This is a genomic window from Bacillus sp. z50 (assembly GCF_058313585.1).
On sequence record NZ_JBZFQL010000007.1, the window covers coordinates 1 to 17058 of the forward strand.

Sequence of the window (17058 nt, forward strand, 5' to 3'; positions counted from 1 at the left end):
GTCAGAAATACGATATAATAATAAATGTCGCTGACAAAATCGTCTGGTGACGATGGCGAAGAGGCCACACCCGTTCCCATTCCGAACACGGAAGTTAAGCTCTTCAGCGCCGATGGTAGTTGGGACGTGAGTCCCTGTGAGAGTAGGACGTCGCCAGGCATTATAATTATTCCGCAGTAGCTCAGTGGTAGAGCATTCGGCTGTTAACCGAACGGTCGTAGGTTCGAGTCCTACCTGCGGAGCCATATGGAGAGCTGTCCGAGAGGTCGAAGGAGCACGATTGGAAATCGTGTAGACGGTCAACGCTGTCTCAAGGGTTCGAATCCCTTGCTCTCCGCCATTATAACTCAATAATTGGCCCCTTGGTCAAGCGGTTAAGACACCGCCCTTTCACGGCGGTAACACGGGTTCGAATCCCGTAGGGGTCACCATTTTTAATATGGAGGATTAGCTCAGCTGGGAGAGCATCTGCCTTACAAGCAGAGGGTCGGCGGTTCGATCCCGTCATCCTCCACCATAAAAACTAGTATCACACTCACATTGGCGCGGGGTGGAGCAGTCTGGTAGCTCGTCGGGCTCATAACCCGAAGGTCGCAGGTTCAAATCCTGTCCCCGCAATAAATGGTCCGGTAGTTCAGTTGGTTAGAATGCCTGCCTGTCACGCAGGAGGTCGCGGGTTCGAGTCCCGTCCGGACCGCCATTTACATAATGAAGTTGGCTCAGTAGCTCAGTCGGTAGAGCAAAGGACTGAAAATCCTTGTGTCGGCGGTTCGATTCCGTCCTGAGCCACCATTATTAATTAAAATTTAACAGATGATGATTTTCCTAAATATTATGCCGGTGTAGCTCAATTGGTAGAGCAACTGACTTGTAATCAGTAGGTTGGGGGTTCAAGTCCTCTTGCCGGCACTCTTAATATCGGAGGGGTAGCGAAGTGGCTAAACGCGGCGGACTGTAAATCCGCTCCTTCGGGTTCGGCAGTTCGAATCTGCCCCCCTCCACCATTCATTATAGGGGCATAGTTTAAAGGTAGAACAGAGGTCTCCAAAACCTCCAGTGTGGGTTCAATTCCTACTGCCCCTGCCAATAAATATGGCGATTGTGGCGAAGTGGTTAACGCATCGGATTGTGGTTCCGACATTCGTGGGTTCGATTCCCATCAGTCGCCCCATTTTTAGATTAAACTCGAATAATAGCTTATACTAACTAATAAATTTAATTGTTGGGCTATAGCCAAGTGGTAAGGCAACGGACTTTGACTCCGTCATTCGTAGGTTCGAATCCTGCTAGCCCAGCCAACTTAATGCGGAAGTAGTTCAGTGGTAGAACATCACCTTGCCAAGGTGAGGGTCGCGGGTTCGAGCCCCGTCTTCCGCTCCAACAAATTTGGCGGCATAGCCAAGTGGTAAGGCAGAGGTCTGCAAAACCTTTATCACCGGTTCAAATCCGGTTGCCGCCTCCAAAATCTTGCCGGTGTGGCGGAATTGGCAGACGCGCACGACTCAAAATCGTGTTCCGTAAGGAGTGTCGGTTCGACCCCGACCACCGGTATCCTTAGATTAATTCTTGCCAAGATTAGTCACTAAAAAAGCTCACAAACTTTGATAAAACAATGTTTGTGAGCTTTTTTGTATTATGAGATAAAGATAGAAAAAGATAAGTTTTGTTTTAATTTTACACAAGTTTTACACAGTACTTTACTCTAAAAACATTCCAATAATATAATTAACATCATCCAGGAGAGAAGTTGTAACAATGGTCTTAAGAAAACTACCTTTAGAGGAATCATTACAAGTAGCTGAGAAAAGTAATTGGTTGAAGCATCTTAACTCAGACGAAATTGTATCATTAATAAGAAGGTTTGAGGCGAAGGAAGAAATACAGCAGCTAATAAAGGAATATGATATAAGGACTTATTGTGGAAGTCTAGAGAGTGTATTACCTTCGATTGTATACGAAATTAAATGTCCTTATTGTGCTCTTCATATGCAGGAGAAAAGAAGTTCTAATGAAGGCTCTCCATCATGTCCAAAATGTAAACATGAGATCTTCAATCCTTCTTGCAATTGCGAAGAATGTTATGAAAAATATAATGCGGAGAAAGATAATGAAAAGCAAAAAAGATTCGAATCTATTATCAGACTCTTGGCTGAGTATTGTGATCGACCATTTCAAGAATGTAAATTAACGTTGAAACAAAAGTTTTATCTTTCAGCATTAATGAGGTTAGGAGCAGATGAAGAGGTTTCATATGTAGAGCTTTTTAATCGAAATTCACTAATGAGAAAAAAACTGACCCCATCGGATAATTTCACTAAGCTAATAATGGAAGAACTAATTGATAATGGCATCATTTTACCAGATCCTAAGCAATCTATAGATGCATTTTATAAATTTGAGTTAGATAATAATCAAAAATTATCCAGTACTTTTGATTGGAATAGAGCCCGTTTATTGATCAATGTTATGCCTGAAGACGGAGATAGAAAAGCATTAATTAAACGCTTGTTTTTTCTAGATTCAGCTTTATTTTTAGATGAACCTGAGTTTTGCAAAAAAATAAAATTTGAAATTGAAGTAAGTGAATGTTTATTATACCTTACTCTATCTTTGAAAGATAAAATGATTTTACCTAAATTTGGTACAAAAACCAACATAATTATTGAGAATTTATTAAATAAATTCTCTGTAAATGAAGTTTATAGAATAATTGATTATTCGGTTAAATCCATTTTTGAATCATATCCAAAAATAAATGACGACAGGGTTACAGAAGAAGTAGTAATGATGTGTTCAGAGGTAGGAATAAAGCTACATACTGATAAAGTTAAATTAGATAATACTGCAATGAAGACCCCAGAAGACACAGTTATTCGGCAAGTATTTGATAATACGATAGCTAGTAAGTCGGATTGCAGTAAGAAAGATATTAATCAGTGAAAAAGACCATAATTAAATATAAATGATGAATTTATACATTGTCCTAAATCTATTTTATTAACATAAAAAAGATTCTCCCATTTAAGGCGAGAATCTTTCTTATTTATAAAGATTATATTGGTGAGTTATATTTACCCAACCATCTTCTCAAAGATATCCATTGTCACCTTTTCATCAACTTCACGTAATTCTTTAAGTACATGAGAATAGGTTTTTAAAGTCGTATCTATATTTGAGTGCCCTAATCGTTCACTAATATAGTGGATAGACACTTTTTTATATAGCAAGACACTGGCATGAGTATGTCTTAGACCATGCATCGTAATTGGGTCTATGCCTAAATCTATTAACATCTTTTTTAATAGTTTATTGGCATTTGTATTACTTATTACCTTATATTTCGATTCTTGACTATAAAATACTAACTGATTCAAATTATTAGGTAAAGTTGAAAAGAGCTTTCTAAACACATCCATTGTTGCTGTATCGACTTTTATTATTCTATTTGATTGTTCATTCTTAGTTGGTCCAAATCCTTTTGGAGATCGCTTCATATAACCCCAGGTTTTATTAATTGTTATTGTATTTTCATAAAAATTAAAATCTTTTCGTGTTAATCCTACTATTTCAGCAAAACGCATGCCTGATGTTAATCCTAATAGAATTAAATAATACCCTAAACCTTGATTAAGACGTTTGTAGAGTTCAGTTAGTAACGCTTCGCTTTCGTCATAATCCAAGTGTTTTTCATTCGATTTTTTTGCTGGGGTTGTCCAAGTTACTACTGCTTTTCTAGTAAAATTGTGCTGGATAATTTGCTCCTCAACAGCATCCTGTACACAAGCACGTATATGTGCATTTACTTTTCCAACTGTCTCTTTAGATTTACCTTTCCCAAATTCATTTAAAAATAATTGATAATCGTGTCTTTTAATTTGTTGCAAAGGTTTACTTCCGAAGTGTGATTTAATTGCATTAGAAGTATACTCATAATGTAGTATAGTAGTTTGGCATACTTTATCTGATTTATATAATTTAACCCAATTATCAAAATACTCATCAAAGGGAACCGGAGTTAAATGTGGTACTATCCCTTTATTGAGTTGAGCTTCTACTTCGGTAGCAGCAACTTTTGCCTCTAGTTTATTCTTAAACCCGCCTTTCCGAATTAGTTTTGTTGTTCCATTTACAGTGTGGCTTATAGTATATTGCCATTTAATACCCCTTTTTTGATAACTTGCCATCTCTATCACTTCTTTCTCTTTCATTTAGAACTATTACCAAGGAACTGTTAATTATTTTACTCAGGTACGAGAGAATGTGTAAAAAAAAGGAAAAATATAAATATATTAAGAAAAAATATGTACGAAATTTTCATCTAGGAAATTTGCCATTTTAGAGGCGTGAAATGACCAAGTTTGCCCTTTGGATTTTGGATAAAAGACAAATCCGCCATTTTCAACGTCGAGCAATTTACGAAACTTTGAAGGATACAGAATATTTTCTTTTATCCATTCATTTTTTCGCTTAACTCTTGCTTCCAGGTCTTTCATAGACCAATATAAACCGGATAATTGATGCTGCTCTAATTCTTTCAATTCTGCTTTAGAAATAAGTACTGAGTCAGCTGGTATAGGTATAGTTAGATTTAAGGATAATTGTTGCATTTCTATTTGCTCCTTTTTTAATGATCAGTTTTTAGTAGATACATAACTATAAAGAATGATTATTAATTTCGATTGGATTATATTCTTTAATAATTTTGTTTTTCAATAGTTCATCCAAAAAACTTTAATAATTTTAAAAAATAGTTCAAATTTATTCTAATTTGAATCAAAACACTATCATTTTTGATTTAAAGTTAAAGGTTTTTAAGTGTTTTCTTATATTTACTATTTTATTTTTAATTTTTTGAATCCAAATATTAATTGGTGGATTATTAGTATCTTAAGGAAGATTTATAGTGATAACGAATTATTTAGTATGTAAATAATCATTTAGCAATATTTTTTATTTGCTATCAATATGAGAAGGCATTCATGATTCAGATCCAAAAGTCACTCTTTTATAGCAATTAGCAGGTTACTGTATTAGATTGATTGGTCCTTAATCATAATTTTATAAACAGCGGAAATTATTACAGTTTGTCGAGAAGGTAAATACATATGAAAAGGAATGTAAATTATTTATATTTCAGGATTTATATAAATAAAAAAGCTACCGAAATAGTAGCTTTACTTTTACCATCAGTTATTGCTGGATTACTTTCCTGTTATATTAGCCTGTTATTTTTATACAAACGATTATTTGCTTTTTCAAAAACATCCTTATCTATTTCAATACCAATAAAGTTTCGATTAAGATTTAATGCAGCCTGACCAGTTGATCCTGAACCCATAAAACAATCTAATACGGTATCACCTTCATTGGTATTAGTAGCAATAATATCTTCAAGTATAGTAACTGGTTTTTGACACTGGTGTATCCGTATTTTATGATGTACTGTCGGTGCTAAATAAGAAGCTCTATCATATTTAGAATTAAATGTTTGTTTTCTTCCTTTCGTTAAAGATATAAAAAACTCTCTTGAATTTGGTAAGTAATTTATTTTTGAATTAAGTGGAACTGGGTTATTTTTTTCCCAAATACCAATTCTCGGCTGTGTTAATTTGAGTTTTTCAGCTATATCTGCAATATCACTCATTTTGAACATATTGTAAAAAATTATCATTGTTCCTCCAGGAACAAGAATTCTCTTAAATTCTTGTAACAAGGAAAACCAATCAAAACTCTTTTTATCTATATCCCATTCCCCAAATTCCATTGATATAGAACCGTATTTTTTCTGATTACCGCCACCACTTTTAAAATTCGTCTTTCTAGATATAAAGTATGGTGGATCAGTACAAATCAAATGAACGGAGTTACTTTCAATTTTTTTAATCTCATTGAATACGTCACCATTTATTAACTTCAATTGTTTATGTATGCTCATTTATTATTTCCCCAATCGTTTTAATTCCCTAGTTGCGTTACTAAGGTGTAGGAATTAAATTCTATTAATTTTTAAAAAACAAGGGGAAATTAAAATTATTTTATAAAAATAACTTTTTCATAAAAATCATTGGTTATTCTAAATTTAAAGAATATAATGTGCCGGTATTTGATATTTATAGATAATTATATTTAGGAGGGAAGGATTGGTTAGTGTTAAAATAAATTTATTTTTACACAAATACAGGTAATTCCATTAATATATATAAAATTCATATTTAAGAGTAGAACTTGTATCAATAGAGTAAACTCAATGAAACAATTTTTTTGATAAATTGATAAACACAACATCAAAGCTTTGATGTGTGTCAAAAGTCTGTGTCATAAAAATTAAATGTAATGTAGAAAGGAAAGATAGTGATTATGGGTATTTTTGGATATGGTAGAATATCTTCTAAACTTCAGTCGGCAATGAGGCAAAAAATATCATTACTCGATTATGGTGTACCAGAGGGAAATATCTTTATTGATAAAATGTCTGGGAAGAATTTTGAAAGGCCAGAATATCAAAAATTAAAATCCATTTTAAAAGAATCCGATACGCTAGTCTTTCACGAATTGGATCGCTTAGGAAGAAGTTATGATTCTGGAATGCAGGAGCTGGCTTGGTTCCAAAAAAACGGTATTCGTTTAATTTTTCTTGACTATCAATGGATGAATACTATGACAGAGAGTGACGATGTTATAGTTAGAGCAAATGGGTACAATATGTTGTATATGTATCTAGCTATTGCTGAGACTGAAAGATTAAAATTGTTAAAACGGCAGAAGGAAGGAATAGCAATCGCCCGTGTAAACAATCCTGAAAAATATACAGGAAGAAAAAAAGAATTTAATAAAGATCAAGTAAGGGATGCCATTGAAAAATATGAATCGGGTAAGTACACTGTTAAACAAGCTTGTGCTGCATCTAAAATGAGTCGGTCTACTTTCTATAGAAGATTAAGAGAATACCAATCGAAAGATTTATCTTATTAATATTGATCATACTTGTAGGTGGACTGTGACCTATAAGAGCCAATAATATGTAAGACGTTTATAAAGTATGAAGTTGTTACCGTTATTGGTAGCAGCTTTTTTAATTCCGCCCTAAAAGTTATTAACATCTATAAAGAAAAAGATTTTAAAAAGACTTTTTTAAAAAAAAGGATCCAAAAACCTTGTTTTCAATAAATAAAAAAGAATAGAATGCTTTTGAATTAAAGAAGGGATTGAAGAAAATGTATAGGATTAATTAAAGATTTATAATTGCAAAAGTGTAAGGGTCAATTACGAAATGTTTTTAAATAAAATAAAAGAGCTATTTTGTTATATCAAGTTAGAAAACAAAATAGATTGCTTTTAAAGGAAGAGTACTGCAAATAAACCCTTATCTTATGATAAGTATTAATCTGATCTATTTTTTAATTTGGGGTGATGCGTTTTTGAATTGGAAAGAATTTAGGGATTTTATTGATTATTTTGGAACAGATGAAGAACAATTATGCTTCCGTTTACGACACGAACAACTATCCAGCGAAGCATGTTGGAAGAAGTTTGGTTTTAACAATGCAGTTAATTTAGTTATAAACAAACGACAATTAAAAGAACAAATTAAAAATAGCAGAAAAATCAAGCTGCTTCAGGAAGGAACAAAGAATCGGTGGTTTGATTTAGAGACTTTAAACAAAGAAGGATATGCCATTTATATTTTACCTAACTTAGCTCATCGTAAATCTGATATTAAAAATATATATGCACATACTTGGGATTATGATTGTGGTAAAGAGGTTTATGATGTTCAAACAAGAAGAGAAGCAGAAGAAATTGAATTAGAACTAAAAAATAGACCTGATATTGATTCGGATTCAGTCAATATTTATTCTTTAAATAGAAAGAATTGCCCTTTTTCAGTTAAGGCTTATCGTACCGTAAATGAAATAAATCGTTTGAAGCAAAAATTTTTAGAGACTTATCATAAAGATATAGAACAATGTTTAATTAATGAAAGCCCAAATGGGTTTAGAGGTTTTTACATATATGATGATAAACAGGTGTATAACGAAAGTGAATATGAAGAGATACAGAGAGGAATTATTACGAAATTTGGAGCGGATATAGCATTCAAGCAAGGAGCTCAACCTGCTCGAGTTTCTGGTTTCTTCCATAATAAAGGGATTCCTTCAATGGTAACTACTATTCAATATCCTTCGTCCTTTGTAACCAAAGAACAAATGAAAGAAATGTTCTTATCTAATGAACCTCAATTATCCAACAGCATATTAAATCCTCAAGGAACATATGAAAATCCTCAAAAAAAACTTCCTATCGTTCGAAAAATTGTTGATTTTAAAGATGAAATGATTTTTATAGATGCAATTGATTATATTAAGCAGCAAAGAATAACAGAAATTTACCCATATTTCAGCTATACAGAAAATTTCTCTTGTGTGCTCCATAACGATAAAAATCCGTCAGCTCGTTTAGGAGTATACAATGGACACCATCTATATGGATGCTTTGGGTGTAAAAGATCAATGAGTTTAATAGATTTATATATTGAATTTAAAAAAGATGGAGACCGTACTAAATTTAGAGAGGCTGTAGTAGAATTGGCCGCTGAATTTGGGGTAAAAATAGTAGAAAGTGAGTTTTACATTAAAGAAGCTACAAAATATCAGCGGAATCAAAAGTGGATCGTAGAGATGTTTGATGATGGAATAATGGAAACCAAATATCCCATCTTATATCAAAAATTCTTTACAAAAGTGATACGTTATAAAAAAATAAACCAAATAGAAAAAAAGGACCGTGACGGAAATATCCGTATGGTTGGGGGAGATCTTGTATTAGATAGAAGCGGAAATCCTATTAAGAACGTTTATCGTTCTAGAAGGGAAATGGTTCTTAGACACTTATCTTTTTACGCTAATTCAAGATTAAGAGATATAAATATTGATGGAAATTCGATATTTTGGATTAGTTTCTCACACATAGCGGAAATGATGTTAAGTGAAGAGGCAGAGATTAAGGATATTGAGAAAGAAAAGAAAAGGATCTTTTATTTAGTTAAAGATTTGGAGTTGCTAGGGTTTATCAAACAGATAGACACGGATAAAATCCCAAAAACAATTTTAAATAAAGCAGAAGAACTGTCGTATGTTGTTCATCCATCAGGAAAGAAATACAAAAAAGAATTAATTACCTTCTATTCAATGAATGATTTTTTTGAGATGGAAACGGTGATTAATCAAAAAGCAATTGAGTTGCTAGAAAGTGGATTTAAGAATACAGTTCATAGAGGAAAGAATGCAATCCTTATTCACCAAGGTGAAGAGGTAGCAAATCAGCTATTCCGTGATGATAGGAAAATTGATGATTACTACATAAAAGTAAAAAAGAAGCTCCTTGCCTTGATTAAGAAGGAGATTGGAAATAAAGGATATTTCTTTAAAAGAGATATAATCAAACCCAAGTTAAGACTAATGATAAACTACGAAACAAAATATGTTACTAAAAAAGAGAAAGAAAAAACGATTGATATTTTCCTTTATGGAAAGCACGGTATTTTAGAAGAATTAAATTTAAAGGAATTAAAACTGACGAAAGCTTTTGCTGATCAAATAGGTTTGGATAGAAAAACATATGAGGGGCATAAACTACAGTTTATTTATATAAAGAGAGGGTAAATCCTCTCTTTTTGTTTTTGACCCTAAAAATTCTATTTATACTATGTCACTCAAGGGGTTAACCGTATTTTCTAAGAAACGGAACTATATATAATTATAAATAAAATGACATAGACATATAGTTCCACTTGTTAGAAATCATATTATTTTCCTTCTGGCTGTAAGGATTTATTACTTTACCAGGGGTCTTAAAATCAAATTCTAAAATTTAAATTTATAAATCTTAGGATGATATTATGACATATCGTTTACTAAGACTTCGTACCAAAGTCTATCATTAAAAGTACGATTCTGATCTACCAAAACAACTTTAATATTTGTAGATGAATTCAGGCGTAATTTTTGTTGGTAGTATCTTAAGAGTTGCTGTTCTGAGCGATTATCGTCTTTATAGTGGAAGATGTATAATTTTTTGTTTTCTCTCTCAACCAAGCTTCTGAACATTCCATTGATATGACCATCATCTCCATTAAAACCATATCCAATTACACACACTGCATCCGATTTAACAAAGAAGTCATACAGGTTAACATATTTTCTGGACATACTTACAGAAGTCAAAGGTTTAACACCGCTTTGTGTAAACATAAAGGGTACAAGGATTCTTCCTTGCCGTTCTTCGGCAGAAGGTTCTGTTAAAATCTCATTTTTGTATGGGTCATAGTATTCATTCACGCTGCCGTTCAAGTGGAAAACAGGAGTCTCTGCTATTTCTGATTCTGCTAATACTTGCTGAACGAAATTATTGTAATTAGTGGTACCAATAGCGTTTAATTTAAAATACTTCCCTAAATTTATCAAGTCATGATAATATCCAGGGCCTTCTGATATCCTCATTTCATCAATATGTACATGGTTAGTGATATATCTCTGAACAGTATGAAGGAAGATAGCAATTCTACTAAATTTAGCCCACTGTGCTTTAGGATTATAAAGGTATCTAAAATGACTATCAATCAATGCTTGATAGTCCATTGCTTGACTATAAATTTCTTCTAGTATACTCCGCCCTAACTCTCTAAATAATGTAAGCCCTTCTGTATCTTCATCCACTTCTATAGGAGATTCCTCAATTACAATTTCCATACCTGTTTGTCCAACACCTTGATAATTTAAAGAAAATATACCTGATAAATCATCAAATACACTTAATTCATCAGGTGCAGCGGTAAACAATTCTTCGTTTAACTGGGAAACAAGGCTTTGACCTATTGCTCCAACTAGTAATTCTAAATATGCCCTTACAACTCTTTTTAAATAACGATCTGTAGGGTGCTTTTCTAATAATCGTAAAAATGCCGAAAAGTAATCGGATTCAAATAGTGGCACACTAGTAGCAAGTTTTTCATTCAATCTAATTGCTTGATTATACCTCATGTCACCTATTTCCTCATCAGTTTCGGATGTAAACTTTTCACGTATTACTGCTTCATTAACTTTCCAATGAGATAATAGTTTTGAAACTTTTGTATCAAAATCATCTAGATAATCTAAAATGTTACTCCTTCTATTTTCTAAACTAGATGCGATAAGACCTTCAAATTCACCTTTTCCAAAAACATTTAACCGTTTATTCGCATAATTATCAGGAAGCCACTGAGTGGCAATCTGTGATCGAGAGTCAATCGCTTGAATTTGCCTCCTAAAAGTTTCCTTGTCCTCTTCATTTGGTACTCTGAATATTTCTAATGCAAATTTCCCTCCAGAAGGCAATCCATATCCAATTTCCGCACCTGCTCCGAAAAACACCGATAATGTTGGCAAACTCAAACTTCCTCACCTCAAATATTTATTTTCTATTATTTTACAGTAAATTATAGGCTAGTACAAAACTTGGAAGACTAATAAAAGTATTAAATATTAAGCTTACGTAGTTTAAATGCGGGCGGAGAAAATATAAATACTATAAAAATTTAATGAATATAAAAAAGGGAAAACCCAAAAATATTTAAATAATAGAATAGCAGTCACTCATATAGTTTTATAACTATAAAAACTATAAATTATTTGTTTAAGGGGAGATATTTAATGACTATTTATATTGGCTTTGAATCAGGAAATTCTTATGTAAAAAGTGTTAGTTCTATTTCATTGAGTAAGCCAGATGTTTACCTAAATACTTTAACAACTGTTGATGAGGAGCAAGCTTTTAATCCATTTGATGGCAATCAGTATTTAGATGTATATGAAGTAATAATAGAAGGTGAAAAACTCTATTATCGAGTAGGATTGCCACTACAAACTTCAAATCAAGATTCTTCAGGTATGGATGATCCTTCAAGATATAGAAAAAAAGATTATAAAATTGAATGCTTAATCGCTATTTACCGGCAATTAATACAAGGTGTAAAGATGCAAGAACGGATTTGTGTGGTTACTGGAGTTCCAACTAAACACGCTGGGAATCATTTAATAACAGAATCTATTCAAGTGCAATTAAAAGGAACACATACTGTTAATGGTAGAGATTTTACCATTAATGAAGTAGCGGTCATCACACAAGGAGAAAGTACATACTACTCAGAATTACTTAATGAGCGAGGGCAAGCAGACCCAACTTTTGCTGTTCAAGTTAGTAAGAAAAATTTGATGTATATAGATATTGGCCACGGGACTACTGACTTTTGTCAAATACAAAGGTTAATTCCAGGAGAAAAAGCACAAATACCTGGACTTAAATCTGTATGGCTAAAAGTAAAAAAGGCAGCTGAGCGAAATGATGATTTTAAAGCTGTTAATGCTCCAATTCTTGGCATTGAAGAACAACTTCAAAATACCGGCAAAATATCATTTAATAATATTTCAGTAAATGTTGAACAAGAAAGGGAAAAAGAACTTCAAGCTTATGCCAAAAAGATCATAGAGCAATTATCTAAAGAAGGGCTAGAGGATAGGTCATATGATGAAATTGTTTTCTGCGGTGGTGGAGCAATGGTTTTGAAGAATTATTTACTAAGAGCAATATTTGAAATTTATTCTAATCTTAATCTTCAAAATCGTTTTCGTTTCCTAGAAAATGCTCAACAATCAAATGCTAAGGGCTATTTACGTTTCGGATTAAATGTATTAAGTAAAAACAACTAGTAATCATATTTAGTTAGATTCTAAATTATTTAATCTAGGAGGTATAAAACAATGGAAACTACTAAAAGAAAGGAACGTAAAGTCTATACTTTTACTCTTCATTATGAAGAAGATAAGGGAATTATTGAATTTCTTGAGCAAAATAAAATAACGAAAAATGTTAAAAAGGGTTTGAAAATGTTACTTGAGGAAGAAAGAAAACAAAAGCAAATGGAATCAATAGATAAAGAGCAACTTATTAATATCATTTCAATACTTACTAGTAAATTAAATACTAACTGTAATAATAATATTCCTATAAGAAAACAATCAACTTTGTTTGATTCGGAAGATACTGTGGACTCGATTGACAGTAAAACAAAAAAAGAATTCAAGGATTTAATTCAACAAACGGGTGGAGTACTAGGACCAATTAATTTAAACATTCCTGATTTTGAAGAATAAGTGCTCTATTAATATGATGCAAAGCAATGCATAACACTGCATTGCTTTGCAGATGAAAAAGTTTAATATTTCAATTTATGTAATGAATAGATGAGAAGCTAGAATATGCTCTTTTTATTCTTGTATTTATTGTGCTAACAATCAAATAGTTAAGGAAGAAATGAATTACTAATATTGAGTGTCCTAAAGGGATTGGTTAGACTCAAATAGAATATTTATAACAAACATTAAAAATCTAAATAGAATTAGCTTATAAATACCTATCTAAGAAATAGGAGGAGAAATAGGTGAATGATGAGAGGTTCATTATCAAGCAAATTGATCCATTAATAATAAAAGATTATGTTTTTATATTCGATGATTATGAAACACTCTTTCCGACTAATCAAAATCGAAATGATATGGATGTTACTAAGAAGAGAAAATCCATTCAAAATAAATTGTTGAAAATCCACTCAAAAATAAGGAATTTTACACAAAAGTTAGATTTACATGTGCATTGGAATTCCGATCATATTACCACAATAATATATCCTTCTATCTATAACAATAATACTGTTTCCTGGATTGGTATTAGATATGGTAAACATCAAAAATATGTAAAATATGGTGGAGAAAGTTTTTTTTCTTTTAGAAAACATGCCTCTATACAAATAGGATTATATCCAGGTGGATTTACTATTTCAATGTTCCATTCAGTAAGGGAAGGAGCAATTGACCGAAGTTTCGTTCAGGAAAAACTATATAGCCCTGATTTCAAAGCGGAGTTGCTTTTAGAGTTAAAAAAGATTAAGGGAAGTGGTTACACATGGTATATAAATGATCCAGTCGAAAAAATAGAGCCAGTAAAACCATTTAAAATAGATGAAAGAGATTTAAATAACTTCTACGATTTCTACAATTTTGATAATGAGGGTTATGAATCTCATTTAACGAAGGTCTTACCTATGAGTGATATTTCTATATCAACTGAAGATCAAATAGTATTGTTGATTAAAAATGAAATTGAAACCTTATTACCACTATATAAAAAGATGATATACATTCCTAACATCTAGATTTTATTTATTTGAGTACAAATATAATATTTCCCGACTATAAACCCACATAACATTTTGCTACTTAGCTACTTCTACGCAATTACCGAGAATAATGATTAATTATATGTTAATCCAAGAACTTATTAAGAAAATATAAAATAGTTAGATAATTATTGGGATATATTTGGTAAAATAGTCTTGAGTAATATTAACTGATTTAACTAGAAGGTGAGATATATGGCAGAGTCTTCAAAACTCAATATGGATAACTTATTTGATTTGCATGGATTTCATCCTAATAAAGGTCAAAGAGATGCCATTTTTTCAATAAATGGACCTCTTTTTTTGATGGCCGGTCCCGGATCGGGAAAAACAAGAGTTTTATTATGGAGGACAATTAACCTTATAGTTTTTCATAAATGTCCGCCAGAGAAGATTTTTCTTTCAACATTTACGGAAAAAGCAGCCAAGCAGTTACAAGAGGGATTACAAGCTATTTTGGGTACAGTTACTAATCTCACAAACAAACCTTATGATATATCAAAAATGTATATAGGGACTATACACTCTTTATGCAAGAGATTGGTAGGAGATAGAAGGTTTATCGCAGATAGATCTAGGATAAAAATCCCCTCACTACTAGATGAATTGGATCAGTACTTTTTCATTAATTCATCGTATTTTTGGAGAAATTTACGTGATATTTTACACTTGGAAGATGATGATGAGATTAGAAAAGAACTTAAACAATATTTTAGCAATCGTACATCAACAAGGCACGATTCAGCAAGATCGTTAATAAGTATTTTTAATCGCTTTTCAGAAGAAAACCTTCAACCAGATTTAATAGAATCAAAAGCAATTGAAAATAGAGACGAGACATTAAATAAACTAGCAAATTTGTATAGATGGTATAAAGAAGAGTTATCGTCGAAAAACCAAATGGATTTTGCTTTACTACAACAAAAAGCATTAAATGTAATGCTCAATAATAATAGTTCAATTTATGAATTTGACCATATTATTATAGATGAATTTCAAGATACAAACCGGATACAAGAACAACTAATATTTAGGTTAGCAAAGGGTCATAAAAATATTTGTGTAGTTGGTGACGATGATCAGGCTCTATATCGATTTAGGGGTGCTACAGTAGAAAATTTTGTTCAATTTCCTGAAAGATGTAATCATTATCTTGGAGTCGAACCAAAAAAAATAAAATTGAATATTAATTACCGATCAAAGAAACAAATTGTAAATACTTATACGAATTTTATAAACCAGGTTGATTGGAAACGAGAAGATGGAAAAGGATTTTATCGATTGTATGATAAAAATATACAATCATATAATCAGGGAAGTGAGACAGCAGTTGTAACAAGTAGCCCATCCAGTTATGAAAATGTAGCCAAAGAGATTGCTGGATTTGTTAAAAAATTAATTGATGAAAGGAAGGTCGAAAATCCTAATCAAATTGCGTTTTTATTTCCTTCCTTACGTAATAATCAAAAAGCAAAAATTATGAAAAGTACATTGGAGCAAGTAGGAATAGAAGTCTATGCACCTAGAGCAGGTAGATTCTTAGAAGTAGAAGAGGCTAAAGCAATTTTTGGATTGTTTCTTCATATTTTTGGGAGACCAGTAGAAGGGGACTATGGAGGAGCTTATCGTGATTATCAAAATTGGATGAAAGGTGCTATGGAAGATGCTAAGGTTTTAATCAATCAAGATGAGAAACTCGCTTTATACGTCATGGCAAAAAAAGAAGAGCTTCAATCATGTACCGATGATTATATACGACTTTTGAACACAGTTAATACTAATTCATGGGTGCTAAAAGATCATTATCAACCAAAAGAACACAAAGTAAAATTATTTAATACACTGGGTATATCTTTGAGAACTAAAAAAGCATTAAGTAGTCAAATGTTAGATAGATTTACTGAGGAACGTATAAGTGAAGGAAGACCTTTTTCTTTACAATATATTTTAAATAGGGCTACCTCAGTAGATTGGAACTTTTTGGACTTATTTTATCGACTCTGTGGATTTTCATATTTTTCGCAGATGTTTAAAATGGCAGAGGATGGAGAAGATGAGGGACCCATCTGTAATCTCTCCAAGATTTCTGATTATATTGCAAGATACTTGGAACAAAATAGCACAGTGATCACTGGATTTTCAATATTAGATGGGAAGGTTATAAATAACTTTTTCGGGAGATTTATCTATGGCTTATATAGATTAGAAGAAACGGAATATGAAGACGATGAAACGCCATTTCCAAAAGGTAGGATCCCATTTTTAACAATACACCAAAGTAAGGGGCTTGAATTTCCATACGTAATTTTAGGATCTACTGAAAAAAGTATGAGGCTACAAAAGAATGAGGAAGTTATACGTAAGATTATCTATCAGGATTCTGAACCTTTAGATAAAATTCCTCAATTTGATGCTATGCGTTTATTTTATGTTGCCCTTTCAAGGGCAGAGAATATGCTAGTGATTGCTTACCCAAAGGGAAAGGGAGTTAGAACCCATAGAGCCTTTAAATCCCTTTTTGAAGAAAGTAGATACTCAACAGTATCACAGCTAAATGTCTTAGACCTTCCATCAGTTTTAATTAAGAACGCAGAATTACCGAAAGTTTATTCCTACACCAGTGATTATCTGCTTTATCAAAAATGCCCAAGAAATTATATGGTTTTTAATAAATATAAATTTGTTCCATCTAGAAGTCAAACTATGTTATTTGGAAGTCTTGTTCATCGAACTATAGAAGATATTCATAATAAAATCATTTCTCTACGTACTGGAGGTGATTAATA

Annotated in this window: 11 protein-coding genes, 15 tRNA genes and 1 rRNA gene; 23 read left to right on the forward strand and 4 right to left on the reverse strand. The window is 32.2% G+C overall.

The genetic code is table 11. The features are described 5' to 3' along the window. The first annotated feature begins 42 nt into the window (after nucleotides 1-42). The 17 genes from rrf to AC4G3N_RS16895 all read left to right on the forward strand — a co-directional run bounded on the left by rrf (nucleotide 43) and on the right by AC4G3N_RS16895 (nucleotide 2940). A 5S ribosomal RNA gene (gene rrf, locus AC4G3N_RS16815) occupies nucleotides 43-159 on the forward strand. Nucleotides 160-170: 11 nt separating this feature from the next. Next, nucleotides 171-245, forward strand: a tRNA-Asn gene (locus tag AC4G3N_RS16820). 3 nt (nucleotides 246-248) lie between these two features. Then, a tRNA-Ser gene (locus AC4G3N_RS16825) sits at nucleotides 249-340 on the forward strand. A 16-nt stretch (nucleotides 341-356) separates the two neighbouring features. After that, nucleotides 357-431: transfer RNA gene (locus AC4G3N_RS16830), tRNA-Glu, on the forward strand. A 10-nt stretch (nucleotides 432-441) separates the two neighbouring features. After that, nucleotides 442-517 (forward strand) — tRNA-Val (locus AC4G3N_RS16835). Between the two features lie 27 nt (nucleotides 518-544). Continuing rightward, nucleotides 545-618: transfer RNA gene (locus AC4G3N_RS16840), tRNA-Met, on the forward strand. Between the two features lie 5 nt (nucleotides 619-623). Further along, nucleotides 624-700, forward strand: a tRNA-Asp gene (locus tag AC4G3N_RS16845). Nucleotides 701-716: 16 nt separating this feature from the next. Beyond that, nucleotides 717-792 (forward strand) — tRNA-Phe (locus tag AC4G3N_RS16850). A gap of 44 nt (nucleotides 793-836) precedes the next feature. Then, nucleotides 837-909, forward strand: a tRNA-Thr gene (locus tag AC4G3N_RS16855). Nucleotides 910-920: 11 nt separating this feature from the next. Beyond that, a tRNA-Tyr gene (locus AC4G3N_RS16860) sits at nucleotides 921-1004 on the forward strand. A gap of 8 nt (nucleotides 1005-1012) precedes the next feature. Continuing rightward, nucleotides 1013-1086 (forward strand) — tRNA-Trp (locus AC4G3N_RS16865). Between the two features lie 9 nt (nucleotides 1087-1095). Next, nucleotides 1096-1171: transfer RNA gene (locus AC4G3N_RS16870), tRNA-His, on the forward strand. A 52-nt stretch (nucleotides 1172-1223) separates the two neighbouring features. Then, nucleotides 1224-1298 (forward strand) — tRNA-Gln (locus AC4G3N_RS16875). Nucleotides 1299-1305: 7 nt separating this feature from the next. Then, nucleotides 1306-1380, forward strand: a tRNA-Gly gene (locus tag AC4G3N_RS16880). A gap of 8 nt (nucleotides 1381-1388) precedes the next feature. After that, nucleotides 1389-1462 (forward strand) — tRNA-Cys (locus AC4G3N_RS16885). Nucleotides 1463-1469: 7 nt separating this feature from the next. Further along, nucleotides 1470-1551, forward strand: a tRNA-Leu gene (locus AC4G3N_RS16890). A 204-nt stretch (nucleotides 1552-1755) separates the two neighbouring features. Beyond that, a complete protein-coding gene (locus tag AC4G3N_RS16895; protein ID WP_491090726.1) occupies nucleotides 1756-2940 on the forward strand; it encodes a hypothetical protein in 1185 nt (394 codons plus the stop codon). Between the two features lie 131 nt (nucleotides 2941-3071). Here the strand turns inward: AC4G3N_RS16895 and AC4G3N_RS16900 are convergent, their stop codons facing one another. From AC4G3N_RS16900 to AC4G3N_RS16910, 3 genes are all read right to left on the reverse strand, one after another. After that, nucleotides 3072-4184: a site-specific integrase gene (locus tag AC4G3N_RS16900; protein WP_491090812.1), complete on the reverse strand. Its 1113-nt coding sequence runs from the start codon at nucleotides 4182-4184 to the stop codon at nucleotides 3072-3074. 105 nt (nucleotides 4185-4289) lie between these two features. Beyond that, nucleotides 4290-4607, reverse strand: a complete 318-nt coding sequence (locus AC4G3N_RS16905; protein WP_491090728.1) for a DUF771 domain-containing protein — start codon at nucleotides 4605-4607, stop codon at nucleotides 4290-4292. Nucleotides 4608-5212: 605 nt separating this feature from the next. After that, nucleotides 5213-5935 (reverse strand): DNA-methyltransferase, encoded by a 723-nt coding sequence (locus AC4G3N_RS16910; protein WP_491090730.1) that lies wholly within the window; start codon nucleotides 5933-5935, stop codon nucleotides 5213-5215. A 422-nt stretch (nucleotides 5936-6357) separates the two neighbouring features. Between AC4G3N_RS16910 and AC4G3N_RS16915 the strand changes: the two genes are divergently transcribed. Both AC4G3N_RS16915 and AC4G3N_RS16920 read left to right on the forward strand, forming a co-directional pair. Further along, nucleotides 6358-6972 (forward strand): recombinase family protein, encoded by a 615-nt coding sequence (locus AC4G3N_RS16915; protein WP_491090732.1) that lies wholly within the window; start codon nucleotides 6358-6360, stop codon nucleotides 6970-6972. 446 nt (nucleotides 6973-7418) lie between these two features. Continuing rightward, entirely contained in the window at nucleotides 7419-9662 is a 2244-nt protein-coding gene (locus tag AC4G3N_RS16920) for a CHC2 zinc finger domain-containing protein (RefSeq protein ID WP_491090734.1), read from the forward strand. A gap of 234 nt (nucleotides 9663-9896) precedes the next feature. On the opposite strand, the gene AC4G3N_RS16925 is transcribed toward AC4G3N_RS16920, so the two are convergent. After that, nucleotides 9897-11426, reverse strand: a complete 1530-nt coding sequence (locus tag AC4G3N_RS16925) for an SIR2 family protein (protein WP_491090736.1) — start codon at nucleotides 11424-11426, stop codon at nucleotides 9897-9899. Nucleotides 11427-11690: 264 nt separating this feature from the next. On the opposite strand from AC4G3N_RS16925, the gene AC4G3N_RS16930 reads away from it, so the two are divergent. From AC4G3N_RS16930 to AC4G3N_RS16945, 4 genes are all read left to right on the forward strand, one after another. Continuing rightward, nucleotides 11691-12746 carry a ParM/StbA family protein gene (locus AC4G3N_RS16930; RefSeq protein WP_491090738.1) on the forward strand — a complete coding sequence of 352 codons (1056 nt, stop codon included), beginning with the start codon at nucleotides 11691-11693 and terminating at the stop codon, nucleotides 12744-12746. 51 nt (nucleotides 12747-12797) lie between these two features. Then, nucleotides 12798-13190, forward strand: coding sequence for a hypothetical protein (locus AC4G3N_RS16935; protein ID WP_491090741.1), 393 nt, complete (start codon nucleotides 12798-12800; stop codon nucleotides 13188-13190). A gap of 287 nt (nucleotides 13191-13477) precedes the next feature. Continuing rightward, nucleotides 13478-14248, forward strand: a complete 771-nt coding sequence (locus AC4G3N_RS16940) for a hypothetical protein (RefSeq protein WP_491090743.1) — start codon at nucleotides 13478-13480, stop codon at nucleotides 14246-14248. A 219-nt stretch (nucleotides 14249-14467) separates the two neighbouring features. Continuing rightward, nucleotides 14468-17056, forward strand: coding sequence for an ATP-dependent helicase (locus AC4G3N_RS16945; protein WP_491090745.1), 2589 nt, complete (start codon nucleotides 14468-14470; stop codon nucleotides 17054-17056). Nucleotides 17057-17058 lie beyond the last annotated feature (2 nt).